24 protein-coding genes and 1 pseudogene are annotated in these 21,430 nt (G+C 38.8%); 11 read left to right on the top strand and 14 right to left on the bottom strand.

Features of this window, described 5'->3' with window-relative positions; translation table 11 throughout:
* The first annotated feature begins 6 nt into the window (after window positions 1-6).
* Window positions 7-1,032 carry a hypothetical protein gene (locus P20480_RS08755; protein ID WP_033025463.1) on the top strand — a complete coding sequence of 342 codons (1,026 nt, stop codon included), beginning with the start codon at window positions 7-9 and terminating at the stop codon, window positions 1,030-1,032.
* 34 nt (window positions 1,033-1,066) lie between these two features.
* On the opposite strand, the gene P20480_RS08760 is transcribed toward P20480_RS08755, so the two are convergent.
* Window positions 1,067-1,309: a hypothetical protein gene (locus P20480_RS08760; RefSeq protein WP_008129811.1), complete on the bottom strand. Its 243-nt coding sequence runs from the start codon at window positions 1,307-1,309 to the stop codon at window positions 1,067-1,069.
* Window positions 1,310-1,571: 262 nt separating this feature from the next.
* Between P20480_RS08760 and P20480_RS08765 the strand changes: the two genes are divergently transcribed.
* Window positions 1,572-2,021 carry a methyltransferase family protein gene (locus tag P20480_RS08765; RefSeq protein WP_006792319.1) on the top strand — a complete coding sequence of 150 codons (450 nt, stop codon included), beginning with the start codon at window positions 1,572-1,574 and terminating at the stop codon, window positions 2,019-2,021.
* Window positions 2,022-2,116: 95 nt separating this feature from the next.
* Here the strand turns inward: P20480_RS08765 and queC are convergent.
* Window positions 2,117-2,774: pseudogene (gene queC / locus P20480_RS18120) on the bottom strand (7-cyano-7-deazaguanine synthase QueC).
* A 144-nt stretch (window positions 2,775-2,918) separates the two neighbouring features.
* On the opposite strand from queC, the gene queE reads away from it, so the two are divergent.
* A complete protein-coding gene (gene queE, locus P20480_RS08770; protein ID WP_008129807.1) occupies window positions 2,919-3,584 on the top strand; it encodes a 7-carboxy-7-deazaguanine synthase QueE in 666 nt (221 codons plus the stop codon).
* Window positions 3,585-3,790: 206 nt separating this feature from the next.
* Here the strand turns inward: queE and P20480_RS08775 are convergent, their stop codons facing one another.
* From P20480_RS08775 to P20480_RS08795, 5 genes are all read right to left on the bottom strand, one after another.
* Entirely contained in the window at window positions 3,791-4,048 is a 258-nt protein-coding gene (locus tag P20480_RS08775; RefSeq protein WP_008129805.1) for a hypothetical protein, read from the bottom strand.
* A gap of 10 nt (window positions 4,049-4,058) precedes the next feature.
* A complete protein-coding gene (locus P20480_RS08780; RefSeq protein WP_008129804.1) occupies window positions 4,059-4,415 on the bottom strand; it encodes a 2OG-Fe(II) oxygenase family protein in 357 nt (118 codons plus the stop codon).
* A gap of 86 nt (window positions 4,416-4,501) precedes the next feature.
* Window positions 4,502-4,720: a DUF6500 family protein gene (locus tag P20480_RS08785; protein WP_006792323.1), complete on the bottom strand. Its 219-nt coding sequence runs from the start codon at window positions 4,718-4,720 to the stop codon at window positions 4,502-4,504.
* A gap of 190 nt (window positions 4,721-4,910) precedes the next feature.
* Entirely contained in the window at window positions 4,911-5,390 is a 480-nt protein-coding gene (bcp, locus tag P20480_RS08790; RefSeq protein WP_008129802.1) for a thioredoxin-dependent thiol peroxidase, read from the bottom strand.
* 9 nt (window positions 5,391-5,399) lie between these two features.
* Window positions 5,400-5,933, bottom strand: coding sequence for a glycine cleavage system transcriptional repressor (locus tag P20480_RS08795; protein WP_008129801.1), 534 nt, complete (start codon window positions 5,931-5,933; stop codon window positions 5,400-5,402).
* Window positions 5,934-6,290: 357 nt separating this feature from the next.
* Between P20480_RS08795 and bamC the strand changes: the two genes are divergently transcribed.
* Window positions 6,291-7,349 carry an outer membrane protein assembly factor BamC gene (gene bamC, locus P20480_RS08800; protein ID WP_008129800.1) on the top strand — a complete coding sequence of 353 codons (1,059 nt, stop codon included), beginning with the start codon at window positions 6,291-6,293 and terminating at the stop codon, window positions 7,347-7,349.
* Window positions 7,350-7,414: 65 nt separating this feature from the next.
* A complete protein-coding gene (locus tag P20480_RS08805) occupies window positions 7,415-8,785 on the top strand; it encodes a YjiH family protein (protein ID WP_008129799.1) in 1,371 nt (456 codons plus the stop codon).
* Window positions 8,786-8,816: 31 nt separating this feature from the next.
* Here the strand turns inward: P20480_RS08805 and P20480_RS19200 are convergent, their stop codons facing one another.
* Together P20480_RS19200 and P20480_RS08810 are read right to left on the bottom strand one after the other, a co-directional pair.
* On the bottom strand, window positions 8,817-8,963 hold the full coding sequence (locus tag P20480_RS19200; protein WP_006792328.1) for a DUF2897 family protein: 147 nt from the start codon (window positions 8,961-8,963) through the stop codon (window positions 8,817-8,819).
* A 76-nt stretch (window positions 8,964-9,039) separates the two neighbouring features.
* On the bottom strand, window positions 9,040-9,570 hold the full coding sequence (locus P20480_RS08810) for an acyloxyacyl hydrolase (RefSeq protein ID WP_008129798.1): 531 nt from the start codon (window positions 9,568-9,570) through the stop codon (window positions 9,040-9,042).
* Window positions 9,571-9,837: 267 nt separating this feature from the next.
* On the opposite strand from P20480_RS08810, the gene P20480_RS08815 reads away from it, so the two are divergent.
* Window positions 9,838-10,407 carry an MlaC/ttg2D family ABC transporter substrate-binding protein gene (locus P20480_RS08815; protein WP_008129795.1) on the top strand — a complete coding sequence of 190 codons (570 nt, stop codon included), beginning with the start codon at window positions 9,838-9,840 and terminating at the stop codon, window positions 10,405-10,407.
* A 223-nt stretch (window positions 10,408-10,630) separates the two neighbouring features.
* Complete coding sequence (locus P20480_RS08820) at window positions 10,631-11,968, top strand: ankyrin repeat domain-containing protein (protein ID WP_006792331.1); 1,338 nt, start codon at window positions 10,631-10,633, stop codon at window positions 11,966-11,968.
* Between the two features lie 64 nt (window positions 11,969-12,032).
* Here the strand turns inward: P20480_RS08820 and P20480_RS08825 are convergent, their stop codons facing one another.
* Genes P20480_RS08825 through P20480_RS08845 form a run of 5 tightly spaced genes read right to left on the bottom strand, consistent with a single transcriptional unit; the run spans window position 12,033 to window position 15,551 of the window.
* Window positions 12,033-12,476: a DUF2069 domain-containing protein gene (locus P20480_RS08825; protein WP_008129791.1), complete on the bottom strand. Its 444-nt coding sequence runs from the start codon at window positions 12,474-12,476 to the stop codon at window positions 12,033-12,035.
* Window positions 12,473-13,027, bottom strand: coding sequence for an NAD(P)H:quinone oxidoreductase (wrbA, locus tag P20480_RS08830; protein WP_010557550.1), 555 nt, complete (start codon window positions 13,025-13,027; stop codon window positions 12,473-12,475). The genes P20480_RS08825 and wrbA overlap by 4 nt, the downstream gene beginning before the upstream one ends.
* Window positions 13,027-13,374, bottom strand: a complete 348-nt coding sequence (arsC, locus tag P20480_RS08835) for an arsenate reductase (glutaredoxin) (protein WP_033019120.1) — start codon at window positions 13,372-13,374, stop codon at window positions 13,027-13,029. The genes wrbA and arsC overlap by 1 nt, the downstream gene beginning before the upstream one ends.
* 52 nt (window positions 13,375-13,426) lie before the next feature.
* The gene (gene bepA / locus P20480_RS08840; RefSeq protein ID WP_008129789.1) at window positions 13,427-14,884 is read right to left on the bottom strand and encodes a beta-barrel assembly-enhancing protease; all 1,458 of its coding nucleotides are present in this window, start codon (window positions 14,882-14,884) and stop codon (window positions 13,427-13,429) included.
* A gap of 1 nt (window position 14,885) precedes the next feature.
* Window positions 14,886-15,551 (bottom strand): hypothetical protein, encoded by a 666-nt coding sequence (locus P20480_RS08845; protein ID WP_008129788.1) that lies wholly within the window; start codon window positions 15,549-15,551, stop codon window positions 14,886-14,888.
* A gap of 148 nt (window positions 15,552-15,699) precedes the next feature.
* Here P20480_RS08845 and P20480_RS08850 point away from each other — a divergent pair, with 148 nt between their 5' ends.
* The 4 genes from P20480_RS08850 (at window position 15,700) to pgi (ending at window position 21,375) form a co-directional block, all read left to right on the top strand.
* Complete coding sequence (locus P20480_RS08850; protein ID WP_008129787.1) at window positions 15,700-15,918, top strand: sulfurtransferase TusA family protein; 219 nt, start codon at window positions 15,700-15,702, stop codon at window positions 15,916-15,918.
* A complete protein-coding gene (locus tag P20480_RS08855) occupies window positions 15,911-16,990 on the top strand; it encodes an AI-2E family transporter (RefSeq protein ID WP_008129786.1) in 1,080 nt (359 codons plus the stop codon). The genes P20480_RS08850 and P20480_RS08855 overlap by 8 nt, the downstream gene beginning before the upstream one ends.
* Before the next feature lie 115 nt (window positions 16,991-17,105).
* Window positions 17,106-19,352: an aminotransferase class V-fold PLP-dependent enzyme gene (locus P20480_RS08860; RefSeq protein ID WP_008129785.1), complete on the top strand. Its 2,247-nt coding sequence runs from the start codon at window positions 17,106-17,108 to the stop codon at window positions 19,350-19,352.
* A 376-nt stretch (window positions 19,353-19,728) separates the two neighbouring features.
* The gene (gene pgi / locus P20480_RS08865; protein ID WP_008129783.1) at window positions 19,729-21,375 is read left to right on the top strand and encodes a glucose-6-phosphate isomerase; all 1,647 of its coding nucleotides are present in this window, start codon (window positions 19,729-19,731) and stop codon (window positions 21,373-21,375) included.
* Window positions 21,376-21,430 lie beyond the last annotated feature (55 nt).

The following is a 21,430-nucleotide window of genomic DNA, read 5'->3' as shown; positions in this document are numbered from 1 at the left end:
TTATTTATGTCAGATAAAAATAGTCACCTAAATACGTTACTCAGTAACGACAAAAAATGGCAACATAGCTACGAGCAGCCAATTCCCTATGCGCCGCTTGTGCAATTAGCTAATAATAATTGGGTCGTTCCACAGCATTTTTTACGTTACAAGCATACACTTCAAAGTGTAAATGAAGTGCTCGAAAGCATAGAGTTTTCGGCGCACTTTAGAGTTCTTGCTGCACAAAAAGGCGATGAAATTTACCTACAAGTTGCAGTACTAAGCCCTGACAACTACAAAAAAAGTGGCCATCAAAATGCCGATAAAGCAAAAAAATTACTATTTGGTAGGCGCTGGATAGTAGAAGAAAACTTGCCCACTTCAGAACTTATTCAAACTGCTTTTTTAGCTTTAAAAGTAGCGCGTGAGCACGAAGTTAGAGAGTTGTTTCAGTTAAAACAAAATGGTGCAATTAGCACACCATTTAATAATCACCACGACTTACCTGTCATGGCGCAAAACCCTGAACTAGTCATACAAGCTCGGCATAATAATGACGTTAAAGATTTAATCAGCCGTATTGTTTTTGCTGACTCGACTGTTGAGCTTACCAGCCATCAAGTTATAAACGAGCAGCAACACTTGTATACAGTAAAGCTTCATTGCGACAACGCTCAGCTTAATGAATTTAATAACAAAACAATTGCGTTTTTAACTACGGGTTCGTCTACTAACCACTTTTTACATGGTTTTATTACAGCCTTAGTTAATACTAGCAACGACTACGTAAATGAGCAGTTTAAGTATCAAGGTTTTGCCCGCTTTAGTAAAAGTGTGGCGGTAGAAAGTATTGGTAAGTTAAGCATTGCAATGCGCTCACCAAATACAGTTGATTTGTGCTCAATGGGTAAGCAAGAAGCTAATCAATTAAACTTTGAAATAGACAGCGGGCGGGCACCTCAGGGGTGTGGACAAGCTATAGGTGGGTTTTTAGCAGCCCATGGAATAGATCAACCAGAAAATGCCCATTTATACCCAAACTACCTTTAAGGGCCTTAGTGAACAAGTAAGCGTTTAACAACGCTTACAGTTTGTTTATTTCTTGCTTAACGTTAAAGCTTGAGTCGGTCACAATGGCTTCGAGTGTTTGTACACGTTCTTTTAGTGCAACCACTTCTGCTTTTGTTTCAGCAAGTTGTTTATGAGCATCGCTATTGTTGTTTTGCATTTTATGTTTAAACTCTAAATGCTTTTTATACATATCGTAAACCACACCCGAACCCACAGATATAAGCACGATAAGTACAATCATCGTAGTACCAGACATAACTATATTCCTTTTATATTTATATTTTTATTTTTAAAGTATACGCTTTCTTCAATTTAGATAAAGCTGACAATTGTAACTTTATTTGTAAAGGGCGATGATTTGAAATCAATCAATTAACACTGTAGCTATATACATGTAAATCAGTGCTTTTTGTTTGGTGTTCATACTTTATACAGTAACAGGGTTGTTTAATGTCAAATCAATCGCCATATAGTTACTAACACACTATTTTATAAACTAATTTTATCAGAGAGTTATTATGCTAAATAATAAAATACCTCCCGTTATAGTTGTTCTATTTTTTGCAGGCATTATGGCGCTTATAGCGCATTACAGTGTTATTGACTTTACTGTATTTGTTGCCTACTTGGCGGCAAGTTTAGTTATTATTGGTTGTGCAAGCTGTGTTGCGGGTGTTGTGAGCTTTAAGCTAGCCAAAACCACAGTAAACCCCAATAAACCAGAACAGGCATCAAAATTAGTTACCAGCGGTATTTACCGAATTTCACGTAATCCCATGTATTTAGGATTTGCATTTATTTTAGCTGGGTGGGGGGTGTGGTTAAGCTCTGTTTGGGCAATGTTAGGTGTTATTGGGTTTATTGGCTATTTAACGTTGTTCCAAATAATGCCAGAAGAACGTGCGCTTACTAAATTATTTGGTGATGAATTTACTATCTATAAAGCTCGCGTAAGGCGCTGGCTATAGAGTGTAAAAGTGCTATTTATTTAATTTGTTGTGCAATAAAAAAGGCTATGTAACATAGCCTTTTTCTAGTACCTAAATGGGTAGTTATGTGTTGCTTATTCGTATTCTAACGGATCTGTAATATTGTTTAGTGCAAATGCTTCTAAACGTTCTTGGCACGCACCACACTTACCACAGGCCTTTTCACGGCCGTTGTAACATGTCCATGTTTGGCTGTAATCTAAACCCATTTTAATACCGTCAGTTAAAATATCAATTTTGGTGTTATTAAGATATGGGCTAAAAATTTCTACTGCATCGTAGTTTGCAATACGACATACATCATCCATTTTTTTGCACAAATTCAGGACGGCAATCGGGGTAAATAGCATGATCCCCAGAATGTGCACCGTAATAAACTTGGCTTGCTTTAAGTGATACTGCGTAACCAACTGCAAGCGAGAGCAAAATCATATTTCGATTTGGCACTATTGTGCTTTTCATGCTCTCTTCTTCGTAGTGGCCTTCTGGTACATCAATGTTATCGGTTAATGATGAGCCACCAATAAGCTGATTAACAGCTGAAATATCAACTATTTTGTGTGGAACATTAAGCTTTTCACACACATTCGCTGCAACTTTAAGCTCTTTTACATGACGCTGACCATAGTCAAACGAAAGGGCATATACATCATGGCCTTGTTGCAGGGCTTTATTTAATACGGTAAATGAGTCCATACCGCCGGAATAAATAACAACTACTTTTTGCGTCATATCTGTTTTGCTCTTAGTTTTAATAGAGGTTTATATCAGGGCGCGATATACTACATGGCCGCGGCTTAAATAACAATTTTTGCTCAGCGCTTTTTCGTCTTTAATAGTAGCAATGTTGCTGCTAGGTAGTAAGTGAGATCTCTTTTGTACAAAATTAATGAAGTGTTTGAAACCATTCAAGGTGAAGCAAGCTTTACTGGCACACCCTCAATATTTTTACGCCTGCAAGGTTGCCCTGTAGGGTGTTCGTGGTGCGACACAAAACAAACATGGGATGTAGACAACGTATACAAAGTGTCTCTTGACGAAACCGTAGAGAAAAAAGCCGACTCAGATCATTGGGCCGATGCCAGCGCCGAGCAAGTACTTGAGCTGTTTAAATCACGTGGCTATACCGCAAAGCACGTAGTAATTACTGGCGGCGAGCCATGCATGTTCGATTTAAACCCAGTATGTAACTTATTACATGCACAAGGCTTTACTACACAAATAGAAACCAGCGGCACGTTTGAAATACTTGCCCCGGAGCAAACATGGGTTACCGTTTCGCCTAAAATAAACATGCGCGGCGGTTATGAAGTACTTACCAGCGCCATGAAGCGTGCAAACGAAATTAAACATCCCGTAGCAATGCAAAAGCACGTAGAAGAGCTTGAAGCGCTATTTGCCAAAACAGGTGTTAACCCAAAGCTTGTTTACTTACAGCCAATTAGCCAAAAAGTATCAGCAACCAAATTAGCAATCGACACCTGTATTGCCAAAAACTGGCGCCTATCAATACAAGTACACAAGTATTTAGGAATTAGTTAAAGCGCAAAGGCGGCTTTAAGTGGTTAGCTGTAAGCGATAAGCTGCTCTGCGTTAAGTTATATTCTGTAGATAAAAGGTTGGGTTGAGTGAAACGAAACCCAACACAGCAACTTCAATGCTCACTCTTTCCAAGCGCTCTTTATATCAAACTCTAACAAGCTTATTTAAACACGTAGGTCGGATAAGCGAAGCGCCATCCGACAAGGCTAGTTAATTTCTTCCCCGCAGTGATAGCACTTATTTGTTGGAAGGCGATAGCCTTTAGCCGATTGCATTACTTGGTTTTTCTTACACTTTGGGCAGAAGTAATTAATAACATTAACAATTAGTACGATTGCAAAAATAAAACCGCCAATATAAAACGGGTTTGCATAAAACTGATTACTTGCCGGCGAAAACTGAAACCCAATAATACATGTGATTAAAGCCACTAAATACGCTTTAAATCTAACTGCCTTTTTCAAATTTAAATCCTTATATTTTGTTTTTTATCCAGCCAATACTGAGTATATATCGGTTACCTTTTTCTACCTTTGATACTTGGTGCTTGCTGATATCAGGGCGAAATAACTTGATCCGTTCTGTTTCAAATATGAGGCTAGAGCAAATAAACTCTCCGCCTATATCCGCTTTTTTTAACACAATATTTAGTCTGTAATGCTGTCCATCCTTAACATGATCAGTGTGCGGTGGTATTTCACTTCCTTTTGGGAACTTTAATAAATACACATCAAACTTTATGGGCCAAAATGCACCACAAAGCAGCATTTTATCATAGCCCGATTTTTGCCTGCCTCGTGACCACCGAAATAGCTTTTTTACAAAAGACATACACAATCCTTGATTTAGAGACTTTAAATCGCGCTTTTAACTGTTGCTTAAAGCATTATGCACATTGAATATGAACACTTTAGGGCTTATAAATTACTCAGCACCATCTGTTTTATTTTATGAGCTTTAACGAAGTGATCTAACTGATGAGTTTGAATCCACCAAGTAGCAGCTTCCATTAAAAGTTCAGGATTGTTGTTTTTATTAGCAAAAAAAGCATAGAAAGACAGACCTACATTATCACCTTTACTGGCAATTTTTTTATCACATACTTCAATTATTTTAGTTCTTAATTCTTGTCTCATATATGAGTAACCTAATAAAGCGTATTGGTGAAAACAAAAAGGAACAAACTGTAACTTTAAATTCAAAACGTGCAGTTGTTTATTTATTTTTCGAAGATGCTTTATTTAACCACGTTATTTAGTAAATAACATAAAAAAGCGCTGCTCTAGGGCAACGCTTTATGTATTTTTTTGGTCGTAGTTAGCGAGCTTATTCTGCTGCCAAATAATCAAGCACCACTTGGTGATGATCTTTGGTCTTAAATTTATCAAATAAGTGTTTAATTTTACCGTCTTGGCCTACTAAAAACGTTAAGCGGTGAATACCGTCGTACTCTTTACCCATAAACTTTTTGTAGCCCCATACACCAAATGCTTCTGCAATGGCGTGATCTTCATCGGCGAGTAAATCAAAGTTAAGCTCTTTTTTAGTTTCAAAGTTTTTAAGGCGCTTAATTGGATCTGGGCTGATGCCTACAACACGGGTGTTAAATTTAGCAAGCTCAGCTTGTTGGTCGCGCAGGTTTTCTGCTTGCACGGTACAACCTGGTGTAGACGCTTTAGGGTAAAAGTACACAAGTACTTGTTGCTCTTTTAACAATTCACTTAATGTGATTGTTTCGTCGTTTTGGTTTTGTAAGCTAAAAGCGGGTGCTGTATCACCAGCTTGTAATGGACTAATTGTGTTCATGCTATTTCCTTAACGAATGCGTTTAAAAATATAATCTACGTTTAGGGTATGAGAAAGGCTCTCAAAACTAATTTTAAATTTATCTATGTCTACATCTATGGGGATATTAAATTCTACTTCACAGCGCATTTTAGTGTCAGTTTCTTCATTAAACGTATCTGACTTTAAAGAGCAAATGCTGATGTGGTTATCGGCAAAAAAGCGTGTCACTTTGCTTAGCGTACCAGGGGTATCTATACCCGTGTATTCTAATGTGTAACCGGCGCAAAACTCGCTAGGGGTATGGCTGGTTGTGCGTTTCATCATGGTTAACAAGCCAAGTTCCATTGCTTTGGTTGGTAACACATGTTCAATTCGGCTAATGGCCGACATATCGCCCTGCAATAACATTATAAAGGTAAACTCGCAGCCTAAAATGGCAATGCGGCTGTCAATAATATTGCAGTGACAGTCGCTAACTAATTGCGTCAGTTCACTGACAATACCAGGCCTGTCTTCGCCGATAGCAGTTAACACAATTTGATGATTTGAAAATGCAGTCATGGGTTAAAATACCTAAGTTACAAGGGTTATAACAACGCAATGGATAACACTACTAAATACACTCGAGGACTTGCTCGGCGGCGAAGTTTAACACAAAACAGTGTGTAAACTACAATGCGGGCTAATTAAGCGCGTTTAAAGTACGGTGTTTCTTGTTTTTACTAGCACAGGAAAGTACCATAGTTAAAATTTGCTTATTTGCCCTTAGTTTTTCTAAGTTGAGGTGCTGAACTTTATTGCAATTAAGCAGCCAAATAAAAATGTAAAGTTAATATTGATTTTACACTGAACCAAATCGGCATAACCCACTCATATATTTGTTAAAACAATTAAAGGGTATGCTAAGGAGAATTATCTGTGCAGTATTGGATCCCAAAAGCACTTGCAGTAAGTGTATTGGTAAGTTTATCAGGGTGTAGTGTATTTGTTAACGATGCGCATAATGAACGTAATTACCGCGCGCATGAGCCAGTAAAAGCGCCAGCGTCTTTATCTCAGCCGGCTCAAGATCCAGTTTATAAAATGGAAGTAGGTCAATATGACAATGATCCAGACGCAACCAATTATCGTCCACCAGCTCAAGTACTCACTGTAGCAAAAGGCAGCTGGGTCGAAGAGGCTGATAATTTAGCACGCGTATATTTTGATAAAAACGATGGCATTGTTGATTTAGATGACTTTATTTGGGATTCAATTAAAGCTGTTTTAGCTGAAAATAACACCGCTACTACCAAAGAAGATAAGCTACTTGGCATTATTGAAACCGATTGGTACGCAATTATTAAAACAGAAGAAAGCTGGTTGTGGGGCGATGAAAAAAACGATGACCTGCAACGTTTTAGATTTTCTATTGAAAAAAAATCGCATGAACGTACAGCCTCTTTACGTGCTGAGTTAATCGATTTTAAAGGTGATACAACACTTACAGACTTGCTTAAACAGCAATTAGAAGTGCGTGCACTTAACCAAGTTATTACTGAATTTGATTACCGCTATCGCCAGCTTGAAGTAGATATGCGCAAGCGCCAAGGTATTATTTCTTTAGAAATGGGCTTTGACAATAAAGGTAATGCAGCACTGGTTACTGAGCAGTCTTACGATGCGGTATTTGATCGTTTTTCAGGCTTTTTAGAGCGTTTGTCGTTTACTATTGTTGAAATAAACCAAGATACAGGTTTAATTACAGCTGACTATAAAGCACCAGAAAGCAGTATGTGGGATTCGATTTGGGGCGACGATGTTGCGCAATTACCAATAGATGAAGGCCAATACCAAATTTTAGTGAGTAAAACCAAGCAAGGTGGCACAAGCTTAACCTGGATGGATGATAAAGGCGAAACGCTAGAGCCAGGTACCATGAATGGTTTACAGCAAGCACTAGAAGCAGCACTTATTAAGCGCGGCATTAAAATATAAATAATAATACGTTTTACCACAAAAAGAGCGCTTAGCTCTTTTTGTGGTTTTTATAGGTTAAAAATATGTCTCAATTATCAACTTCACCTCAGTACGATTGGCGTACTTGGTTTGCGTTCCTTGTGCCTTCGCTAATTGGTGTGTTTTTGTTCATGACGCCGGTGTCGAGCGGTGAAGCAATGACCATTCCTATTGCAATGATGGCCAAAGCCATGCAAGTATTTTTTGCAGATACAGCACAGGCTATTATTACTGCCATAATTTGTATAACGGGTGTGTTTTCACTCATTGTAAGTGTTTTTAAGCCTCAAGTGATTTGTAAAGTACCACTGTTAAACCACTTATTTAATGTTAGTTGGATTTGGTTGCTTACGCGTTTATTTGGTACTGTATTTGTACTAATGACCTTTTTAGGCGTGGGGCCGCATGCGATAACGTCTGAAAATACAGGGGCACTCGTGTTAAACGACTTACTTCCTGTGTTGTTTTCGGTATTTATACTGGCAGGACTTTTACTTCCTTTGTTACTTAACTTTGGGTTGCTTGAGTTGGTAGGTACGTTATTAACGAAAGTAATGCGCCCGTTATTTGGCGTTCCAGGGCGAAGTGCCGTTAACTGTGTGGCATCGTGGTTAGGTGATGGCAGTGTGGGAATATTAATGACTGCGCGCCAGTACGAAGATAAATACTACACACAACGCGAAGCCGCTGTTATTGGTACTACATTTTCTGCTGTTTCCATTACGTTTTGTTTAGTGGTTATTGGCCAAGTAAAGCTTGAGTATTTATTTGCTCCGTTTTATTTAACGGTGTGCTTGGCAGGTATTACTGCCGCTATTATTGTGCCGCGCTTGCCACCGCTTAGGTTTAAAAAAGATTTACTTATTGATGGCTCAGAGCCTGATGCAAACGCAGAGCTGGTGCCTGAAGGTAAATCATTAGTGGGTCATTCTTTAGATATAGCGCTGACCAAGGCAGATAAATCGCCGGGTGTAGTGGGGACATTAAAAGAAGGCGTACACAACGCACTTGATATGGTATTTGCTGTATTACCTGTTGTTATGGCCGTGGGTACATTTGCATTAATCATTGCAGAATATACGCCGCTTTTTCAATATTTAGGTATGCCGTTTATTCCATTTTTAGAATTGTTGCAAGTGCCTGAAGCTGAGGCTGCAGCACAAACAATCATGGTTGGTTTTGCCGATATGTTTATCCCTTCAATCCTTGCAGCTGGGACTATTGAGAGTGATGTAACACGCTTTATTATTGCCGCGATGAGTGTGACTCAGCTTATATACATGTCTGAAGTGGGCGCGTTGTTGTTAGGAAGCAAAATTCCAGTAAACATTGTTGAGCTGTTCGTAATATTTATTCTCAGAACGCTAATAACATTGCCGATTATTTCGTTAATGGCACACTGGCTTGTTGGTTAAGCTTATTTTTTAAATTAAAAGCCCTGATTTATCAGGGCTTTTTTGTGTCTTGTTTGTTTTTTAAGTGCGAGTCTGACTTTTTAAATTCCATATTAGCACTGTGTTTTATCAAGGCAATATTTCCTATTACAACACCAAATACCATCACCACAATGAGGATTACTTGCCATGTTTGCATTTTAATTTCTCAGTTTTTGTTTGCTGATTATTTTACGTTTTTAAATAGTAATTACCAGCAAACAAATCAGAGAGTATTAAAATCGCTTGGCAACCGATAAGGTCATAAAATCAAGGCCTGGATTGGGCTTTTGAAACCCCGCATTAGAATAATGAATAATTCGCAAAGCAATGTTTGTATCGCCTAAGTCGGCAACGAGTCCAATACGATCTTCAAATTGATAATGGCTACTTAAATTTTTACCACCAAACTGTGTTTCGTCAATAAGTGAAATACCAATGCCTGCTTCAACATAAAACGGGGTGTTATTAAAACTAAACGCTGGAAACTGTAATACAGGCGATACCGCTAATACCAAGTTGGATTGTGAGTGGTGGTTATGCGCAAATTCCCACAGGTTTACACTGGTTTCGATATAAAAGCGGGTATCTCCAACTAAGTTTTGCATTTTTGGCATATGGTATTGATAAGCTAATTTTATTCCATTTATATTACCCGTGCCTTTAAGTACGTCGACTGCGTAGCCATGGTTTGATTGCGCTAATGCTGTGTTATTAATAAAAAGTGAGGCGATTAATAAAATAAGTATTTTAAAAAAGGATTTCATAGCTGCTCGCTGATAGTTGATTTATCGAAAAAACAAATGATGAGGGTGGGGAGGTTATAAATTCAAGGCGAGCGAAAATGGGGATGTATACGGTGTGTTAATAGGTTTTATTAACTTATTGAATTTAATTACTTAATCTATTGGTGCTTTTTGGGCATTAATAAGTTGCTTATTTGTGCCTTTTTTATTGCGTATTAATAACGTAAATTAGCCTTAACTTAATCACACAAACAAAAATATTATGAAACTTATTAAACTTATTTTTAATTGCTACCGCTATTTTTAAGTACATCGCTTTATGCACAAGCTCAGCAATCACCAGATATACTTTTAGAGTCTGTTGCAGACACCCTTTTTGCTGATATAGGTAAAGTGAACAGTAAAGGTAATGCCAGTAAAATTGAAATGTCGGGAATTGTTGAAAAACGTTTAATGCCACACATTGATATTAAGTTTGTGTCTTTTAAACTATTAGGTAAACACATTAAAGGTATTGAGCGCCAACAAGCTGTTGATTTTATTGACGCGGTTGAGCATTACTTAACTGGTACATATGCCGGTGCATTAATGAAATACACAGGCCAAAAAGTGGTTTTTGAGCACAATAATGCACAAAGCGATTCAGAATATGCCACGGTTAATACGCAAATTATAGAGCCTAACGCCCCCACAATTGATTTAAGCTTTAAGTTACGCCTAGGTAAAGATAACCAATGGAAGGTGTATGATATTGTAGCCGAGGGTATTTCGCTTTTAAGTGCTAAGCAAAAAGAGATAATTCAGCGCATTTCAGATGTAGGCATTGACCAAGTAATTAGCGAGTTAAAGAATAAATAATTAATCTTTTTGTGTGGAAGAGATTAAGCCCAACTCCAACCAAAAAAGCAGCCATGTAATTACTTACTTGGCTGCTTTTATATTTTTCATTATTCATCTACTTTGTTCTAGCGTGGCGATCTGGGTGTGCTAGAATATCGCCTCTTTGATTAAGCGTGGTGTCAGCTGAAAGCTGTTATAACCTGACCACTTACCCAAGCTACACTGGAGTTGTGTTGTTTTAATGGAAAATGTACTGATTTGGCCAAAGGAATATCCGTTACTCATTAAAGGCCTTGTAGAGCAAAACGGTGCCTTTATTTTAGATGCTTTAGAAGCTTGGCCAGCTTGTCGTTCTACCAATGAAGACGATGGTGTGTGTACCACTGTTTTGCCCCCGATTTATTATTTGGCGTGGTTAACACCGCTTGAACCTTTTGAAGAATGCTATTTTCAACATATTTGTGAATACGACGAAGATGCACAGGCATACGTAGGCGCAATGAAAACCCACTTTTACGATAACGAATATACTCCAGAGAGCTTAGTGCTGTTGTTGTGTCAGCGTTTAGAAAAATACGCGAGTGTTGCCGCACAAAATGCAGTTGAAACACCGCTTTCATTATTTAATTTATTTTTTAGCAAACGTTATTTTACGCTCATTGAGCATGCTTTAAATAATGGCAGTAAGCTTAGTGCAGTTGATGCGTTATCGCTATGGAAAGAAGTTGATTTTAGAGATCGCTTAAGCCACTTTATACCTGAGTCAATTGCTGACTTAGAAGTGTTAAGTGGGCTTGCAAGTGACAAAGTAGCAATGGGTAAAGACTATTTTACTTTATTGAAACAAGTATCGCCTGATGTTGATTCTGTGGTTTTACTTGAGCAAGCGCTCCTAACACATTTACGTAAAAAAACGGCCAAGCAAACAATGGCTATGCGCTTTATTGAGCAAGGTGCAACAGGCACACTAGCTGATGATAACGGTAAAACAGCATTCATGTGGGCGGCAGAGCGTGGTTTTGTAAACGTTGTGCAAACCTTACTACCTAAGCAAGATAAAAAAGCTCTTGATAGCCTTGGTAATACTGCATTGCATTATGCTGTGCTCTCTAAAAATGAATCGTTAATGGTAATGCTAATAAAAGCAGGCTTTGATTTCAGAGCGCGTAATAACGAGGGCCTAAGTTGCTATCGATTGGCTGTGAGCATTAAAGCGCAAAACCTAGTTAAATGCCTAGAGCGTGATTTTGGAATTAAAGAGCTATCCCCAGAAGGGCAATTTGATCGCATTAAAAAAGTGCATGTTTTACATGCTATTGTGACTTTATTATTGCCATTACAGTTATTTTTCTTTTTTGATGAAGCGCTGACCATAAAAAGTGAACTGACGCTTGGTTTAACTATGGTTACGGTGATTTGTTTTTTCTTTGCTATGAGCTTAAAGCGCTGCGCTTTGTATCCACATATAAAACACCCTTGGGGTTTATTTGTATTGAGGGGCTTTTCGTTGTTGAGCTTATTAGCTCAGCTAGGTTTAGCGGGTATCGTGACGTTGGCTGCACTAAGTGAATTGGTTTAAATAGTTAATACGTATTTAAAATGTATAAAAGCGCGTTTACCCAATAGTAAACGCGCTTTTTATTTTACTTGTTAAGTTCGTTAGCGGCTTTTTCGTCGGCTAAATCTTCTTTTAGTTTGCGAATTTTTAAGCCTAACTCTTGCCCGCGGTGTCTTGCATAATAAGTACACCCAATAAACATGAAAGATGCAAACAACAACTCAAGTAACACCCAAATCAGCTCATCAGGTGCAACCCAAAGCATAGTTAAGCCATGAATAAAATAAAGCATAACAACAAAGTTTGCCCAAGCGTAGGTATAGGTATTGTCTTTTATAATACCTCTGAGTGGAAGTAATAGAGGAATTATAGGTACAAATAACGACATAACATCGAGCGGGCCTTCTTGAGGGGGCACAAAGTACATCCATAATGGCATTAAAATGAGCAAGCCAATATAGCCAATTAAAGCAATGCGTTGAAATTTTACGGTTATTGGCTTTTTAGCAGGGGGTTGCGCTGTGTTCATTGAAGTTTACTCGCAATTTTTGCCAGGCGTATACCAACGCTTTGGCATATTTTAATTTCGTCTTTACTTAACTGGGCACTATTGTTGCTACCGGCAACGTGCGAAGCGCCATAGGGGGTACCGCCAGTTTGAGTGCCTAATAATTCGGGCACATCGTAAGGTACACCAAGTAGCATCATTCCGTGGTGTAGTAAGGGCAATGATAAATTAAGCAGTGTGGCCTCATTACCGCCGTGCATACTGCTTGACGATGAAAACACACATGCGGGCTTATCAATTAGTTGGCCTTTGAGCCATAGCTCGCTGGTGGTTTCCCAAAATGCTTTGGCTTGAGAGGCCATCATACCAAATCGGGTAGGTGTACCAAAAGCCAAGCCATCACACTGTATAAGGTCATCTTTACTAATAACAATGTCGTGGGGGTTTTTAGCTACAAACGTTCTCAGTAGGGCTGTTGCGCCTTGTTGCTCTATTGACTCAGCTATTTCATGAGCCATTGCTTCAACGGAGCCATGGCTCGAGTGGTAAAGTACCACGATGGTTGTACTCATTATAAAACGCTTAAAACGTTTTCTGGTGGGCGACCAATTGCGGCCTTACCATTGTGTTCAACAATAGGGCGTTCAATTAATTTTGGATGCTGAACCATGGCGTTTATAAGCGTGGTTTCGTTTGTTTCGTCTTTTAAATTTAGCGTTTTGTACTCGGTTTCTTTTGTACGCATTAAATCACGAGCAGAGCTAAAACCAAGTTGTTCTATAAGTGTAGTAATTTGATCAGATGTTAAAGGCGTTTTTAAATACTCAACAACGGTGGGCTCAATTGATTTACTTTGTAAAAGGGCAAGTGTTTCACGCGATTTAGAACAACGCGGATTATGATAAATAGTAACAGACATAAAAGTTTCCATAGTGTGAATTGCCTCTATTTTAGGGCAACAGCTTGCAGACTTAAAGCCTTGCAAGCTCTTTTTGTAAACGGCGGTACTGAGTAAGTAATGCTTTTAATCGCTGCTGTTTTATTAACTCTGTTGATTCTACGAAGTTAAGCGCTTTTTGGATTTCATCAGCGGCTTTCATGTAAGCACCGTATTGAGATAGCACGTCAGCGTTTGCCTCGTGATAGGCCGCCAATTTGTCTTGTTTTTTGTACGCGTCAGCCAGTAGCTCTTTACCTAAACTATGCTCTGGTTTTTCTAATAAAAAACCTTTAAGCACGTTTTCAGCAAGTTCGTATTGCTTAGCTTCTAATGCTGCATTTGCATAGTTGAGCGTAATTACTTGATTGTTAGGGCGGTAATTATGTAGTTCAGCTAAAAATGAAACGGCTTCGTTGGCTTTTTTTTGCGCTATGAGTAAATCAGTTTGCGTATCAATATAAAATAAATTCTTAAGGTCACTTTTTAATAGCTTGCTTAAAATAGAGTCTGCTTCGTCAAGTTTTTCTTGATCAAGTAAACTTAACGCTAAACCGTAATTAAGTGCTGTATTGCTGTAGCTGTTTTCACGAAGGAGTTTTCTAAATAAGGCTTCAGCATTTTCTGGTTTGTTGTCGTAACGCGCAAGCACTCGGCTTTTTGCAAGGTTAAATTCGAGGCTTGCAGGTAAGCGGCGCTTTGGGTACTGCTCAGCACGAAGACGTACATCAGACACTCGACTTTCTGGCAGTGGGTGAGTAAGCAAAAATGCAGGTGGTTTATACTTATAACGAATTTGTGCAGCCAGTTTAGTTAAAAAGTCGCTAGATGCACGCGCATCAAATCCTGCATTGTTAAGTGTTTGCATGCCTATTCGATCAGCTTCTTGTTCAGCAGAGCGACTGTGCGTTAATTGGCTAAAGGCAGATTGTGTTTGGCTAGCTGAAATAATGGCAATACCAGCGTCAGGGGCAACAATAGTTGCTAAAATGCCGGCTATCATACCCGCTATGGTCATCGCGCTGTTATCTTGCTGTTGCTGAATTCTGCGTGCTAAATGGCGCTGAGTCACGTGAGCGATTTCGTGACCGAGCACAGATGCAAACTGACTTTCGCTATCGGCTTGCGCAATAAGGCCTGTGTGAACACCGACATGCCCGCCGTAAAAAGCAAAGGCGTTAATGTCAGAGTTATTGATCCAAAAAAATGAAAACGGAAAACGTACATCGTTTGCGTTTGCAACAAGCTTTCTACCAATGGTAGTTAGGTATTCATCTAATACGGGGTCGTTAATAATCGGTGAACCACCACGTATTTGCATCATCATTACTTCCCCAATCGCTTGTTCTTTTTCGAGGGGGAGTACTTGTAATGCAGAAGTTCCCAAATCAGGAAGATTAAAGTTAGTTTGCGCCTTTAATGGCTCACTTACTAGAAGGCTAAATGTAAGTACGGCACTGCATAAAGAGATAAAGGCTGATTTTAGCTGCATCTTATTCCTTGTTTATTGGCTCGCCAATGGCAATTTTGGCTATGTCTATTTCGTCACTGCTTGCACGGATGTCTTTTTCGCACAATTGGTAGAGTTCTTTTATTGAGACTCCATCTATCTTTATTACGTTCAACTCTCGCTGCAAAAAAGTAATAATTTTATGAACCACTTTGTGTGAGTGCAAAATGAGGGCTTTATCGGCTTTATCACCGCGCTCAAAGTAAGAGCCAATAAATTTATGTAATTGATTTAACCTAAAAAGTACTTTCATTGAATGCGGATCCCACACTCTAAACTCCATAAAACGGTTATCTTTTATGTATTGGTCAACAATAATATCTTTTGCATAAGGCAGTGCCCACAATTCGAAGCCCCTGTCTGTAAATACCTGGTGTAATGCAATGCGAGGTTTATGTTTAGTATGGATCTCACCTAAATCGTCCTCAAAGCCGTCGAGTATGTCTAGATTCCAGTTACGTCTGTCTATAAGTTGTTTTACGGCGTTATCAAATCCATGCTCTAAAACACCTTCAGACTCGCTAACTGAAGAGGCAACTAAATGATAAAAAGGAGGAAGCTCCCCCCAATTTATTTGCTTTTTATACCAATTAATCTCTTTGAGTGTTGGATTACTTGGTAAATGCGCTTTATTATGCGTGCGAGACATTAACCTGTCCTTACTACTAACTATGTATTACAGAATAAACCATTGCAGGCATTGTTTTAAGAAAAAGTTACATTTGTTGATATTTTACTGGCTACTGATGCACAGCAATGCGACTTATTATTCATTTTAATAAATCGGTAAAGCGAGTATGTTACACCAAGATTTACGAAGTTATAGATGTCCTCAACAGTTTATTCAGTTTAAATTAGGGCTACGTGAAGCATTATCTACTCGGCAAGCCATCACTTTTAGTGTAAATAGTGATGAGAGCATGGATGATATTGAGCGCTATTTAAAAAAATATGCTTACAGTTACAACTTAGATAAACAACAAGGTTTATTATTAGTGGAGCCATTACGTGTTTGAATATATAAAAACATGGTACGAAAGAAAATTTTCTGATCCTCATTCGGTCACCTTATTATTTTTACTAGTCGTTTCTGTTGCCTTACTGTACTTTTTTGGCTCGTTAATTGTGCCGGTTTTAGTGGCATTAGTTATTGCCTATTTACTTGATTGGCCAGTTGTTCACTTAGAGCGTTTTGGTTTACGCCGTTTTACAGCAACCGTGATCGTAATGCTTATATTTACAGGCATTATGCTTACTTTAATTTTAGTGATTGGTCCTGTTCTTTGGAAACAAACCAGTAACTTAGTGCAAGAAACCCCTCATATGTTAGAGCAAGGTAAGTCGTATTTAGTTGCCTTACCCGAGCAATACCCAAGTTTAATAAATGCCGACCAAGTACAAGGCATTGTTGCTACTGTCGAGGCTAAAGTTATTGAGTTTGGCCAAGTGGTTTTATCGTTTTCATTAACGTCGCTAAAAGATGTTGTAGCGTGGTTAATTTATCTTGTACTTGTGCCGTTGCTGGTGTTTTTTATGCTTAAAGATAAGCTCGAGTTAACGGGTAGTGTGGCTAAATTAATTCCGCAACAGCGCCGTTTAATTTTGCAAGTATGGAATGAAATGAACCAACAAATTATGAATTACATTCGGGGGAAAGTGTTTGAAATTTTAATTGTAGGTGGCGTTTCGTTTATCGCGTTTACATTTTTAGATTTACGCTACGCAGCCTTATTAGGTGTGTTAGTTGGTTTTTCTGTGTTAATTCCGTTTGTGGGTGCTGCGCTGGTGACTATTCCGGTCGCTGCTGTGGCGTTATTTCAATTTGGATTAGAAACTCAATTTTGGACTATTTTGATCATTTACGGGATTATTCAGGCCCTTGATGGCAATGTACTTGTGCCATTGTTATTTTCAGAAGCGGTCGACTTAAATCCTGTATTTATAATTGTCGCAGTTTTGTTTTTTGGTGGTCTTTGGGGCTTTTGGGGGGTATTTTTTGCCATTCCTTTGGCTTCGCTTGTTAAGGCATTGATTACCGCTTGGTCTTCAACGCAAGAAGAACTAAATAATAAACTGACAGAGGGTTAGTTCAAAAAGGCATAGAAAACGCACCGTCAGTACTAATTGATTATTACTCAATACGTCTAAAGTTATGTAATATTGGTAATAAGATATATCTTTTAGTAATAAGGTGCGTTTTTAGATGTCTGACTCTTTATTTAGCTCTGAGCAAATTTACCTCGATGCAAATGCAACAACGCCGGTGTTGCCATGCATTGCTCAGGTGGTTTCTCATACAATGCAAATTTGCTTTGGTAATCCATCAAGCCCACACATTACAGGTATTCAAGCTAAGCATTTGTTAGAGCAAACCCGTGAAAACGCACGAACAGTGATAGGCGCAAAAGAGGGAAATATTTTGTTTACCTCTGGCGCGACTGAAGGCATTCAAACCGCTGTCGTATCCACACTCATTAATGCTAAAACTCATAAAATAGATAATCCAGTGCTATTGTATGGCGCTACTGAGCACAAAGCGGTACCTAATACCTTAAAGCATTGGAATGATGTATTGGGCATTAATGCTAAAATATTGGCAATTCCGGTAGATAGCAATGGTATTCTAGACCTTACTTTTATTGCAGAACACATTCCTAATGCGCTTATGATATGCACAATGGCGGTAAACAATGAAACCGGTGTGTATCAAGATTTAGATGCTATTGAACAAACGATTCGTTTTTTAAACCCTGACGTGTCGTGGATGGTCGATTGTGTTCAGGCATTGGGCAAAAAGCAACTCAATCTAAGCGCGACTACAATAGATTATGCTCCCTTTTCGGGCCATAAACTTTATGCACCCAAAGGCATCGGTTTTTTATATATACGAGCTGGCAGTGCCTATACACCGTTTATAGCAGGGGGCGGGCAAGAGAGCGGTATGCGTTCGGGTACCGAGAACTTACCCGGTATTGCCGGGTTAAATAAACTATTTAGCTTACTGCTAGACAGGTCAGATACAACGTTTAAACCAATCGATGTGCTCAATAGCTACCGCGCGCAAATAAAATGCGCGATTGAAGATACTTTTGGTGAGGTTACGTTTAATAATAGTTTTGAGCATTCGGTACCAACAACACTCAACTTTGCGGTAAATGAACTAACAAGCAAAGAAGTGATTGATTTATTTGATGCTGCTGGTATTCGTGTCAGTGGAGGGTCTGCATGTAGCACGGGTTCTTCGACAAGCTTTGTGCTTGATGCTATGGGTGTTAACCAATGGCAGAGTGAAAATGCAATTAGGCTATCGTTTGGTCCCGCAGCTACAGCCGAAGAAATTGCAAATGCGTGTGAATCTATACGTGCATTAAAAGCCATTTTGCAGGCTAACTGTTTAATCGTATCTGATAGCGCAACACCTCACCAAGATGTGTGCGCGCTTGGTTTAACGCAGTTTAGGCACCAAGGAGCCTGTTGCTGGTTATATGTAAGTGAGAATAAACAGGCAATTATTATAGATCCTATTGTAGAGCTCATACCGCGTTTAGAAAAAATAGCTAATACACAAAACCTCACTATTAAGGCAGTGCTTAATACACACGCTCACCAAGAGCGCCATTGCGGCGTTACTTTATTACGCAGTGTATTAGGGAGTCGATGCGATGACATTGAAATAGATAAACTGGGGTGGCCAATACATGCAGCGTATATTGACCTTAATAACCAACGATTAGAAAAAATAGCCACACCAGGGCACAGTGAAGATAGCGTAAGTTATGTTCTAAAAAATGAAGATAATCACATCAATTATTGCTTTTGTGGTGACCTAATATTACCCGCAGGCTTGGGGAACACGTCTTTAGCTGGTGGCAGTGCAAAGACCATGGCTCATTCTATTCTAGCGCTTGCTGAGCAGCTAGATAAAACAAGTGTGATTTGCTCAGGACATGATTATTTACAATGTTTTGCAATGAACTGGGAGGCAGAGCAACAACAAACACCTTTATTAAACGGATTAATAAACGGCCAAATGAGTATTGATGAATTTGTTACTAAAAAACAGCTTGATGATCAGGCTAAAGAAAAATCGAGGTCACAATTGTGTGGTTATGTCACCGCGTTGCCCGAATTATCTATTCAGCAATTAAATTTTGATAGTGCAAAGGCAATGCTTACTAAAAACGATGCATATTTGATTGATACTAGAGAGCCATACGAGCATGGTGCTAATAATGTATCGCAATTGTTTCGCACCAAAAAAATAAAAACACTTAATATACCGCTTAGTAGAATGGCTCACGCATTGATGGAAGGTCAGCTTAGTAAAAGCGGTAAATATATATTGTTGTGTCGTAGCGGTAACCGATCAAAGCTTGCGGCTGCTAACCTAACGCAACTAGGGTATCAAACAGTATATAACTTAGAGGGTGGTTTGGCATTGAGCCTCTAATTATACGACACTAATAGGATTCAAATTAAATCGGCTCTGGTAGCCGATTTTTTATTTATTCACATAAATGTCATAACTATTAAAAAAGTACTGAACGTTTAGTAAAATTCACGAACATAGCAGCTTAATCGATTAAGCTTTATGGGTGCCTTTGAAATTGCGGGTAAAATAATTTGCAAAATATTTATGATACCGGTGTCAAAAGACAAAAATTGCGTTATCATCTGCGTATAAAATAGTAAAAGCAGCGCTTTTTTCTACGTTTTTAACTATACTATCGGCGTTTTATTTTAGTGTGTTTAGCGCGTGTTAAAGACTTTTACATTATAAAAAGAAACTATAAATCAACCGGTTAAAATTTTTAGAGGATATTTAAATGTCGAACCGAACGCAATTAGCAAGTTGGCAAGCCCTTGAACAAAGTGCTGCTAAGATGAAACAAACACATCTTAAAACGTTATTTGCACAAGACGGTACCCGCTTTTCTAAGTTTTCAACTCAGATCCCAGGTGTATTATTCGACTACTCTAAACAATTAATTGATAACGATGTTTTTGCTAATTTAGTGTCGCTTGCTAAAGAGTGCGATATTGCCTCTTGGCGAGACAAAATGTTTAGCGGTGAGAAAATCAACATCACCGAAGAACGCTCTGTACTGCATACTGCATTACGTAATCGTGCACATACTCCATTAATTGTTGATGGAGAAAACGTAACGCAAGCGGTTGATAATGAGCTTGCCAAAATTAAAGTATTTGTTGAAAAAGTGCGAAGCGGCCAATGGCTTGGTTATACGGGTAAAGCGGTGAAAGACGTTGTTAGCATTGGGGTAGGCGGGTCGAATCTAGGTCCTCAAATGGCAACTGAGGCGTTAAAAGCACTCGCAGACAACACGTTAAATGTGCATTACGTGTCAAATGCTGATGGTGTACAAATTGCTTCTGTACTTCAGGATATTGATCCTGAAACAACATTATTTGTTATCTCGTCAAAAACATTTACCACATCAGAAACCATGACGAACGCTAAAACAGCGGTAGATTGGTTTTTAGAAACAACAAAAGATGAAAGCACAATTGCTAAACATTTTGTTGCAGTAAGTACAAATTTAGAAAAAACAGCTGCCTTTGGTATTGCTGATGAAAACGTATTCACTATGTGGGATTGGGTAGGAGGTCGCTTTTCATTATGGAGTGCGATAGGCTTACCAATTGCGCTGTATTTAGGTTATGACGCATTTGAAGAAATACTAACAGGTGCTTTTGAAGTTGATGAACACTTTAAAAATGCGCCGCTTGAGCAGAATATTCCTTTAATAATGGCTTTGTTAAGTGTTTGGAATACCAGCTTTTTAGGGTATACGTCGCAAGCAATTTTACCTTACGACCAATCTCTTCACATGTTACCTGCGTATTTACAACAAGGTGAAATGGAAAGTAACGGTAAGCATGTTAACTTTGCAGGCAAAGTAGTACCGTACACCACGGTACCAATCATTTGGGGTATGACTGGTATTAACGGTCAGCACGCGTTTTATCAATGCCTGCACCAAGGCAACGTGATTGTGCCAGCAGATTTTATTGCCTCTGTTAAACCACAAATTAATGTTGATAAGCATCATGACATTTTATTATCAAACTTTTTTGCTCAAACAGAAGCAATGATGAGTGGCGTTGATGCAGAACAAGTTACAGCCGACTTAACAGCTAAAGGTAAATCGCAGGCGCAGATTGATGAACTACTAAATCACAAAATTCATCAAGGAAACCGTCCAACAACATCAATGTTGCTAGACACTGTTGATGCTAAAACGGTAGGGCGTTTAATTGCGTTATACGAACACAAAATCTTTTGCCAAGGCATAATTTTAGACATTTGTTCATTTGATCAATGGGGTGTTGAGCTGGGTAAAGGCTTGGCATCTAAAATTGAAAGTGAGCTGACAGATGATAGTGTAAATCACGGTCACGATAGCTCTACAAGTGGACTGATGGCGTACTATAAGCAACACCGTACGCAGTGACAATTTAACCTACTTAAAAGTAGGTAAACCGAGTACCTTTGAACGGGTAGCGCTG

The organism is Pseudoalteromonas sp. BSi20480 (assembly GCF_000241365.1).
In the GTDB taxonomy this organism is placed as follows: domain Bacteria; phylum Pseudomonadota; class Gammaproteobacteria; order Enterobacterales; family Alteromonadaceae; genus Pseudoalteromonas; species Pseudoalteromonas marina.
Note: the sequence above shows the minus strand (reverse complement) of the source record. Positions and strands in the feature narration are given on the sequence as shown.

Excerpts from the sequence above, each read along its gene's own strand:
- P20480_RS08755 (WP_033025463.1), top strand. The coding sequence starts at position 7 with ATGTCAGATAAAAATAGTCACCTAAATACGTTACTCAGTAACGACAAA.
- P20480_RS08760 (WP_008129811.1), bottom strand. The coding sequence starts at position 1,309 with ATGTCTGGTACTACGATGATTGTACTTATCGTGCTTATATCTGTGGGT.
- P20480_RS08765 (WP_006792319.1), top strand. The coding sequence starts at position 1,572 with ATGCTAAATAATAAAATACCTCCCGTTATAGTTGTTCTATTTTTTGCA.
- P20480_RS08780 (WP_008129804.1), bottom strand. The coding sequence starts at position 4,415 with ATGTCTTTTGTAAAAAAGCTATTTCGGTGGTCACGAGGCAGGCAAAAA.
- P20480_RS08785 (WP_006792323.1), bottom strand. The coding sequence starts at position 4,720 with ATGAGACAAGAATTAAGAACTAAAATAATTGAAGTATGTGATAAAAAA.
- bcp (WP_008129802.1), bottom strand. The coding sequence starts at position 5,390 with ATGAACACAATTAGTCCATTACAAGCTGGTGATACAGCACCCGCTTTT.
- P20480_RS08795 (WP_008129801.1), bottom strand. The coding sequence starts at position 5,933 with ATGACTGCATTTTCAAATCATCAAATTGTGTTAACTGCTATCGGCGAA.
- P20480_RS08805 (WP_008129799.1), top strand. The coding sequence starts at position 7,415 with ATGTCTCAATTATCAACTTCACCTCAGTACGATTGGCGTACTTGGTTT.
- P20480_RS19200 (WP_006792328.1), bottom strand. The coding sequence starts at position 8,963 with ATGCAAACATGGCAAGTAATCCTCATTGTGGTGATGGTATTTGGTGTT.
- P20480_RS08810 (WP_008129798.1), bottom strand. The coding sequence starts at position 9,570 with ATGAAATCCTTTTTTAAAATACTTATTTTATTAATCGCCTCACTTTTT.
- P20480_RS08820 (WP_006792331.1), top strand. The coding sequence starts at position 10,631 with ATGGAAAATGTACTGATTTGGCCAAAGGAATATCCGTTACTCATTAAA.
- P20480_RS08825 (WP_008129791.1), bottom strand. The coding sequence starts at position 12,476 with ATGAACACAGCGCAACCCCCTGCTAAAAAGCCAATAACCGTAAAATTT.
- wrbA (WP_010557550.1), bottom strand. The coding sequence starts at position 13,027 with ATGAGTACAACCATCGTGGTACTTTACCACTCGAGCCATGGCTCCGTT.
- arsC (WP_033019120.1), bottom strand. The coding sequence starts at position 13,374 with ATGTCTGTTACTATTTATCATAATCCGCGTTGTTCTAAATCGCGTGAA.
- bepA (WP_008129789.1), bottom strand. The coding sequence starts at position 14,884 with ATGCAGCTAAAATCAGCCTTTATCTCTTTATGCAGTGCCGTACTTACA.
- P20480_RS08845 (WP_008129788.1), bottom strand. The coding sequence starts at position 15,551 with ATGTCTCGCACGCATAATAAAGCGCATTTACCAAGTAATCCAACACTC.
- P20480_RS08850 (WP_008129787.1), top strand. The coding sequence starts at position 15,700 with ATGTTACACCAAGATTTACGAAGTTATAGATGTCCTCAACAGTTTATT.
- P20480_RS08860 (WP_008129785.1), top strand. The coding sequence starts at position 17,106 with ATGTCTGACTCTTTATTTAGCTCTGAGCAAATTTACCTCGATGCAAAT.
- pgi (WP_008129783.1), top strand. The coding sequence starts at position 19,729 with ATGTCGAACCGAACGCAATTAGCAAGTTGGCAAGCCCTTGAACAAAGT.